9 protein-coding genes are annotated in these 7,391 nt (G+C 66.7%); 6 read left to right on the forward strand and 3 right to left on the reverse strand.

The features are described 5' to 3' along the window. Positions 1 to 377: 377 nt before the first annotated feature. The gene (locus WAX14_RS12235; protein ID WP_422628327.1) at positions 378 to 1,121 is read left to right on the forward strand and encodes a hypothetical protein; all 744 of its coding nucleotides are present in this window, start codon (positions 378 to 380) and stop codon (positions 1,119 to 1,121) included. Between the two features lie 141 nt (positions 1,122 to 1,262). Beyond that, positions 1,263 to 1,979, forward strand: coding sequence for a hypothetical protein (locus tag WAX14_RS12240; RefSeq protein ID WP_422628328.1), 717 nt, complete (start codon positions 1,263 to 1,265; stop codon positions 1,977 to 1,979). A gap of 66 nt (positions 1,980 to 2,045) precedes the next feature. Here the strand turns inward: WAX14_RS12240 and WAX14_RS12245 are convergent, their stop codons facing one another. Beyond that, entirely contained in the window at positions 2,046 to 2,381 is a 336-nt protein-coding gene (locus WAX14_RS12245; RefSeq protein WP_422628329.1) for a hypothetical protein, read from the reverse strand. A 185-nt stretch (positions 2,382 to 2,566) separates the two neighbouring features. On the opposite strand from WAX14_RS12245, the gene WAX14_RS12250 reads away from it, so the two are divergent. Beyond that, complete coding sequence (locus WAX14_RS12250) at positions 2,567 to 3,313, forward strand: CBS domain-containing protein (RefSeq protein WP_422628330.1); 747 nt, start codon at positions 2,567 to 2,569, stop codon at positions 3,311 to 3,313. Between the two features lie 5 nt (positions 3,314 to 3,318). Here WAX14_RS12250 and WAX14_RS12255 read toward each other — a convergent pair whose 3' ends face one another. Then, a complete protein-coding gene (locus WAX14_RS12255; protein ID WP_422628331.1) occupies positions 3,319 to 4,164 on the reverse strand; it encodes a DUF3293 domain-containing protein in 846 nt (281 codons plus the stop codon). A gap of 114 nt (positions 4,165 to 4,278) precedes the next feature. On the opposite strand from WAX14_RS12255, the gene WAX14_RS12260 reads away from it, so the two are divergent. From WAX14_RS12260 to WAX14_RS12270, 3 genes are all read left to right on the forward strand, one after another. Beyond that, positions 4,279 to 4,761, forward strand: a complete 483-nt coding sequence (locus WAX14_RS12260) for a hypothetical protein (RefSeq protein ID WP_422628332.1) — start codon at positions 4,279 to 4,281, stop codon at positions 4,759 to 4,761. Between the two features lie 194 nt (positions 4,762 to 4,955). Continuing rightward, positions 4,956 to 5,528 carry a hypothetical protein gene (locus WAX14_RS12265; RefSeq protein ID WP_422628333.1) on the forward strand — a complete coding sequence of 191 codons (573 nt, stop codon included), beginning with the start codon at positions 4,956 to 4,958 and terminating at the stop codon, positions 5,526 to 5,528. A 363-nt stretch (positions 5,529 to 5,891) separates the two neighbouring features. Further along, a complete protein-coding gene (locus WAX14_RS12270) occupies positions 5,892 to 6,242 on the forward strand; it encodes a hypothetical protein (protein ID WP_422628334.1) in 351 nt (116 codons plus the stop codon). A gap of 555 nt (positions 6,243 to 6,797) precedes the next feature. On the opposite strand, the gene WAX14_RS12275 is transcribed toward WAX14_RS12270, so the two are convergent. Continuing rightward, entirely contained in the window at positions 6,798 to 7,043 is a 246-nt protein-coding gene (locus WAX14_RS12275) for a hypothetical protein (RefSeq protein ID WP_422628335.1), read from the reverse strand. Positions 7,044 to 7,391: the final 348 nt, after the last annotated feature.

A 7,391-nucleotide genomic window follows, 5' to 3' on the forward strand; every position in this document is an offset into this window, starting at 1 on the left:
CTGTGAGTCACTGTGAGAGGTAACTCGTTGATCACTACGCGATGGCCCACCCTCGGTGAGGGAGCGACACGCCGTGGACCTGCCCGGATGTCCTCACCGGATTCCCACCACCCCAGGGGACTTTCCCCACCTGCCGTGGTACCGAGTCGATGCCAACAGGACGCGGCAGAGCTTGCCGACAACCAAGATTATGTCAACTGCAGGCTGTTAACCGTTCTCCCTCAACCTATTTCGAATCGGACCTGGAGCCCGATCTCTCCAGACCAATGACCAGCGCGGTGCCCATCCCGAACGGGCTCGCACCCCGGTTACCGGGCGCCCCGGCATCGTCCCCGTACGATCCGTACGTTCACTAACGAAGAGAACGGAACAGGGCTATGACCAGCGAGACCTGCGCGGGACTGATCGACGAATTCACCGCCCGTGCTCATCAAACCCTGTTCAAGAAGACGGTCATCTCGCCCGAGGATCTCGCGGCGTGGGTCACCGATGGCGCCCCGCTTCCCGCCGCGCCCCGCAAGGAGTCCTACCGCCTCGGTAGCGTGGGCCGCGGGAACGACGATCGACTCGCCGAACTCAACGGCATGCCGGGCCGCGACAAGGTGCTGGACTTTCTCTCCGACTACGTTCGGGACTTCGTACCGGCGCCGGCGATCACCGAGGACGACCACTGGGTGGTGACCCTGCGCACCCAGCCAGGGGTGCTGTCGCGGATCAACATCGGTCCGGTCCACGTGGCGGTCGTGGTGGATGACGAAGACCGTTGCCCAGTGCGCGTATGGGTGGCCGAAAGCCCCCTTCGTGCCGCGTTGGATGGTGGCGAGTTCGAGGAGATCTTCGGCGATACTGTCGAACGCCTCGAAGGGAAGGCTGCTACGCAGCCTGCCGGCGGTGAGGACCAGGTGTCTTTCTGGATCGATACCCTGGACGAGGCCCGGGGTTTCCTGGCTCATCCCGCTGTGGCACAGGCGGTGCGTCTGTACAACGCACGCCAGGCCATCCGCCGCACCAGTTGGCACAGTGCGCATGTTCCCGCCCTCGTCGATGGTGCGTTCACCGACACCGCTGTCGCGGAACTCACGACCGCGGTCTCCGCCGCGCTTGGACCTACCACCTTCTGACCAACACCCGGCCGCGACTGTGGCCGGATCAGCCTGCCGCACTGGCAGGTACCGGCAGAGGACCTCGTCCACATCGGCCTGTACCCCGGAGCAGAACCACGGCACCGGCAGCAGGCTACTCCCGACAAGACAAGGAGCCCCGTGGTATTCGAGGTCAAGGCCACTCACCGGGTGCGATCAACGGGAGACACGGCGTGCGAGGTCCACCCCGATGTCTTCATCGACCAACGGGGTCGAGTCTTCACGACCGCCGAGACCGTCGTCGAGCACGCGGACATCCCCGCCGGAATCCACGAGATCGGCCAGGCCGAGGACCACGACATCTTCGTCGTCGAGGACGCTGCAATCGAACTCGCGATCGACTGGATCGAGGTACTGTCCGACGATTCGCAGGCCGAAGAGCGGATAGAGCAGAAATCCCAGTCTCGGTGGGCCACGTCCTCCGGACCCGTTCAGCGCATGCGCCCCGACATCGACTGGACCTCGCTACATCGCCAATGGCTACGACGCGACAGACGAATCGTGGAGTTCGAGGTGCGCGCATCGCATCGCTCCGATCAAGACCTGACCTGCGAAATCTACCCCGACGTATTCGTCGCTGAGCGCAGCAGAGCGGCCTTTTCCAGGCTGGCCGGTATGGCCATGCAACAACCCGGCGACATCGTCGCAGCACTGCCCGAAGGGACTCAGGAGTGGTTCACCGTCCACGGCTTGGAGAATGCCACCAGCTGGGTGGGCACCGTCGCGGCATTTCAGGACGAGTTCTGGCTCAAACATCACGGAGGCGACCTCTTTTTCCCCAGGCCGGTCGGACCGATGGGCCCTTCGTGTCCGCCGCGCAGCGTGCTGAGCTGCTGATCAGCGTCGCGACTGTGCCTCGGTGTCGCTGACCGGCGTGCCTGCGTGTGCCACTGTGGACGCTGCTCACCGGAGGTCATCGAGCAACTGCCCCAGGACGCGGGCACCGGCACTGCGTTCACGAGTACTCAGCGACTCCATCAGGTCGACCGCCACCGCGATCGGCACCACGCCGTCGTCCAGGGCCGACGGCGTGTGAGAGACGATCCGCACGGTCACATCTCCGTCGAGGTTGGGAACCAGACCGAATTCGTCGACGACCGCCTCGACGTGTGTGGCCGGGACGTAGCCGTCGACGACGTTGTGGTGGCCTGTCACCAGCCCGAACCGGTCCGCCCACTGCCGATTCGTCTCGAGTGCGCTGACGCCTCCGGCGATCAATGCCGATCCGGGTCCGGTCATCTCGTCACCCCTGCCCCGCATGCGCAGGATCCGACTCTGACGGCGTCGAGCAAGGTGGGCGATCTCGTCGCCGGTCGAGCGCACCATCCGGTTCCGCAGCCGTGTTCGGTGCGCCGCCGGGAGCCAGTCACCGGAGGCGAGCACAATCCGGCACGAACGCACCGACTCCCGGTCACGATGAGCACATGGCAACACCGACCACCGACGACCCTACCCGCGAGTTCCTCGACCTGTGGTCCGACATCGAACAACACCTGAAACAGAAACATGCCCTGCCGGAGGGCATTCGCGGCATGGGTGACATCCTCACCGCGACCCGCGGCCGGGACACCCTCGTCCGCCGGTACGCGCCCGACCTCACCGCCTTCCGGCAGCTCCGCAACGCCATCTCCCATCACCGATACCGCGGCGGGACCCCCATCGCCACACCACGGCAGGACACCGTCGAACAGTTGCGCCGCATCCACCACGCACTGCTCGACCCCCTCCGGATCGGACAATGCCTGCGGGCACCGGCGGTGATCACCGCCGCACCGGAGCAGCCGCTGCGTGATGCGCTGCGGGAGATGATGCACTACGGCTTCTCCCAGCTGCCGGTCTACGACAACGGCAACTACCTCGCACTGTTGACCACCAATGCCGTCGCCCGCTGGTTGGCGGCACAGATCAGCGACGCCGGTGACGTGCTGGTGGACCAGGTTCGGGTGCGGGAGGTCCTCGACTTCACCGAACCGACCGAGAAGGTCCTCCACCGCGCCAGAACCGTGACGGTCGCCGCGGTGATCGACGACTTCCGCACCGACGATCCCGCCGGCACGTTGGTGGCGGTCATCATCAGCGAGCAGGGCCTGCGGACACAGAAACCCCTCGGAGTCGTCGTGCGCGACGATGTGTCCTATCTGCTCGCGCAGCTCCCCGCGGTGGGTGTGTAGCGGCCTTACCGTTGCGGGGGGCACGGCCCGATCCGATAGCTCCGGCGCTGCACCCGATCGGTGGCCGAGGCGAGCAACACGAACTGGGTGCCGTGCCACGCGAAGACCGCGACCTGTCCGAGCGCCCGCCCCCACGCCCGGGCCTGGTCGTCGGTCAGGCCCGACGCTGCGACACTCAGTTCGCGGTACTCACCGTCCGGGGAGCCGCCCATCGCCGGATAGGTGGGGACGCCGTGCTCGTGCAGACGGCTCCTCAGCTCGCGCCATGCGAGGCGTTCACGGTCGGTGCCGGGTCGTTCCCCGGGCTGGCAGACGGCAAGAATGTGCATCGGGCCGGCGGGGGGCGTGGTCACGGCCGGGTTCGGTGCGGGACAGGGGGTGATGCGGATGCACCCGGCCGGTAGGTCGATGTCGACGACGGCGGACACATATTCGTTCCACAGTCGATCGTCGCCGGCCAGCGCCGCCAACGCTGCTGGGCTGCGCCGCACCACGAGGTCACCGTGGCGCCAGGCCAGCACCGAAAATCCTCGGTTCAGCGCGGTCTCGATGGTGCCGGGGCCTGGCTGGTTCGGTAGCAGTATCGAACGGTGCGTGTGTCCGGGAGCTCCGGGGGCTGCGAGCGCGGCATCGCACCGGTCCATCGCGGCGCGGACCGGGGCCGGCTCGGCGGAGGTCGCCACGACGATCCATTCACCGAGGCTCGTGTCGATCAGTTCGGTGTCCTGGTGGGGTGCGGCCGGGTCGCGGCGAATCCGGATCTGATGTCCGCGTCGTCGTTGATGTGCCGCGTACTCGTGGGCCAGGGTCTGCGCGGGGCATCCGCGGGTGTCCCTCCGCGGCCGCGACATGCCCTCACCGTACCGGTCGACCGAAACCCGCGAACCCGTTGCCGCAGCCGCGGCACAGTGATGCACTGGAGACCGGCACGGGGCCGACCGTATGCGAGGGCGAAGGGGACAGCGGTGAGCGCACAGGTGCTGGTGTACGGGATCGCCGGTGATCGGTTGGTGTTCATCGACCGCGACCAGGCCCACGAGTTGTCGCTGCTGTGGACCGGCTTCGACACGTGGGGACACGCCAAAGCGGCTCTGCCGCAGAAGAGATGGGACGACATCGTCGAACGGCTCGAGGGCTGGGAAATGGACCCACCCGAGCCGCAGGAACCGTTCGGCCTGTCCCAGATTCCCGGGAACGAGGACGGGGACTGGCCGGAGTGGCCCGCCCAGCAGATGCTCGAGTGGATGCCCCCCGAGTTGATCGCACAGTACGGCAACTCTGCTGCCAGCGTCCTCAACGGGGACTTCCTCGACATCGACCCGCGGCACGAAGCCGCACTCGTCGCCGCACTCGAAGAGGCGGGTTGGACCTGCATCAAAGACGACGCGCTGGTCAGCTCCGCCAGCGGTTTCGCTGCGGACACCGATCCTGGGGGTGCGCGGTCCTGATCGCTCGGGTTCGACGGCGTCCGGACACGCCCTGATCGCTCGTGTCATCTGCGTTGCACGGACAACGTCCCGGTACCGAACGTCATCGCCCCGCCTGCGTGTCGGGACTGGATCGACGGCCGGGTCGGTCACGCACGATGTGTGCCCGCTACGATCACCCGATTGCGTATACAGCGGCCTCGACAGGAGCACGGATGCTCGGAGATGCGTCGGGGTTGCCGGTGCCCGCGTGGTCGAAGTACGCGCCGCGGAACTACGATCCGCCGCCGATCCCACCGCCGCCGATCGCCCCTCGGGAAGTGGCCGTCGTGGCGGTGCTCAGCGAGGCCCCACGGCTCGGGGTCGGCTCCGAACATCGGCTGCCCGCCCGTCCGGGTCGTGAGGACAAGCCGTTCCGGCTTGTCCTCGGTGAACCCGGCCCTGCTCTGTACCACCAGGGTGATTGCCCAGTCTTGGCCACCGAACTCCATCACGCGAGGCTCTGCACGAACGACACACCCCGGATCGCACTGTTCGCGTTGGACGCGGCGAGACGTCGCGGCATCGCCTGCCCGGTCTGCCTGTTCGGGTTGGCGAAGGCTCGCGCGGAACACCGTCGGCTCAAGCCGTGCCGTGTCCGTGGGTCCGAGACGATCGACAACGGTCTGCTCCTACGCTGGCGCCGAGACGCAGTCGGTGCATGGCAGGGGTTGGTCCTGCGGCAGTCCGATGATGCCGTGTCGTGTGAAATCGTTGCGTCGAGCGATCTGGAATCGATGCCGGAGTAGGGAACGCCCGAACTCGCAGTCGCCTCGTGGCTGGCGCCGCGTCTGGTAGCGACAAGCGTGGAGGGCAGTTCGTGCACGCGATGAACTGTCGCCCAGCGGTTGCCGGTGGACACACGCAATGCACGCACCCGACTTCCGTGGCGGAACTGCAGAGCACTGTCGGTCAATCGGATGATTCCGAACGCTCACGCCGAGGGGCAATATGGCGCCGTAACCCTTCCGAGAGAGCCTCGACCACCGACCCGGAACAGACTCGGCCGGAACACCGTCCCCACTCGCGGTGCTTGTGCCCGCGTGCGTGAAGGAGACTATTCGATGAAACGTACCCACGTGATGCGCGCCGCGGTGTGTAGTGCCATCGCTGTGACCGGCATCCTCTTCGGTGCGGCCGGTCCGGCGACCGCTGCACCCGCACCGCTACCGGTGAACGATGTCGCAGATGGCGGATGGTGGGAGTGGGGCTTGTACGGCAAGAACACCCAGGACGCCGTGAAGAACATCGGATCAGCCATCTGGAAGGCGAGTGAGGCGTACGGCAATCTCTACGATCCGTTGAACAACGCCATCGAAAACAGGGTCGTCAAGCCGCTGAAGAACCTCGACGATCGCCTCAACGAGCCTGTCGATCGCGGTTGCACGAGAAGCTATCCCCACCGAGATGGCGATCTCTGCTACAACTGGGACACCGGTCGGAGTATTCCGGCCAAACGCTGAGTCGATCGCGATCGAAAAGACAGACATCGCAGATGCGCCTCACCTCTCGCTCGGTGGGGCGCATCTGCGGTGTCCGAGACAGGTCGCGGGAGCGATGAGGGGTCGCCGTAGCACCGAAGAAGATACCGGCGATGCTGGTCAAGGGATCTTTTCGCTACACGGCGTCTGCTTCCGGACTGCATATCCGCCCACAATTCGTCGAGTTCTACGCCGAACCCCGTACCGACGGGCGTATCCCGAGGCGTCCCGCCGCGTCGGAGCGCGAAGCGTGATGCGCCGACGACACCGGGACCGGGCTCGACGATGCCGGGACCGGGGTGCCTAGATACGGGCATCCACGCACGGGCTGCGGTGGACGCACCGAAAGCACAACGTGCGTGCTCCGCATGCACGCAGAGCATGTACCGCTCCCCCAGTGGTGGAACGCACCGAAAGCACCACCCCCGCATGATCGCTGAACCGACATGAACAACCACCACCCGGACACGAGCTTGTTCGCCGACGAATCGAGGCGCCCGCCCACACCGGCACACCGCGCCCCACAGTGGAGGGCAGCTACGTGGTGGTCACCCGGATCGCGGTCTGCACCGGCCCGGTCAACCCGACATCGACCGGCACCGAAAACACCTTCGTCAGCTCCCAACACTGCTCGATGGCCCGACGATCCCGCACCGTCCCGCCACTTCGAGCCCACGCCCGCGCCATCGCCCACGATCCTGCTGCTCCCCGATGCGTGAAGCCTTCCTCGGCAAGCACGGTGTTGGTGCGCGGATCGATGATCTCCACTCGTACAGCCACCATCGCAGTTCCCCCGACCGATCCCCCGGACCCCGCTCCTGCGCCGTCCGTCGATGCCCTCGCATGCTAGCCGACCACACCCGACGGCAACCGACACCGACGCCGCAGACGGTGTGGCCACCGGCGGATACGCCGCCCCCACTCCCCCTCTGCGCCGTGCCCGGCGGTTCCCGCCGCAGTCACCGAAACCCTCACCGGCACAGCCGATACGCTGACCCGATGAGCACCGAGGCGGGAACAGGTACAGCACGACGCGGTCCGGGCCGTGGCGCCGCCCTGCTGCTGGCCGCGCTGTACCTCGGGCTCGGCGGGTGGTTCGCCGCGACCGGATCACCATGGCCGGCCGCCGGG

The sequence above is a fragment of the Rhodococcus sp. (in: high G+C Gram-positive bacteria) genome (assembly GCF_049299235.1).
Lineage (GTDB): Bacteria > Actinomycetota > Actinomycetes > Mycobacteriales > Mycobacteriaceae > Rhodococcus.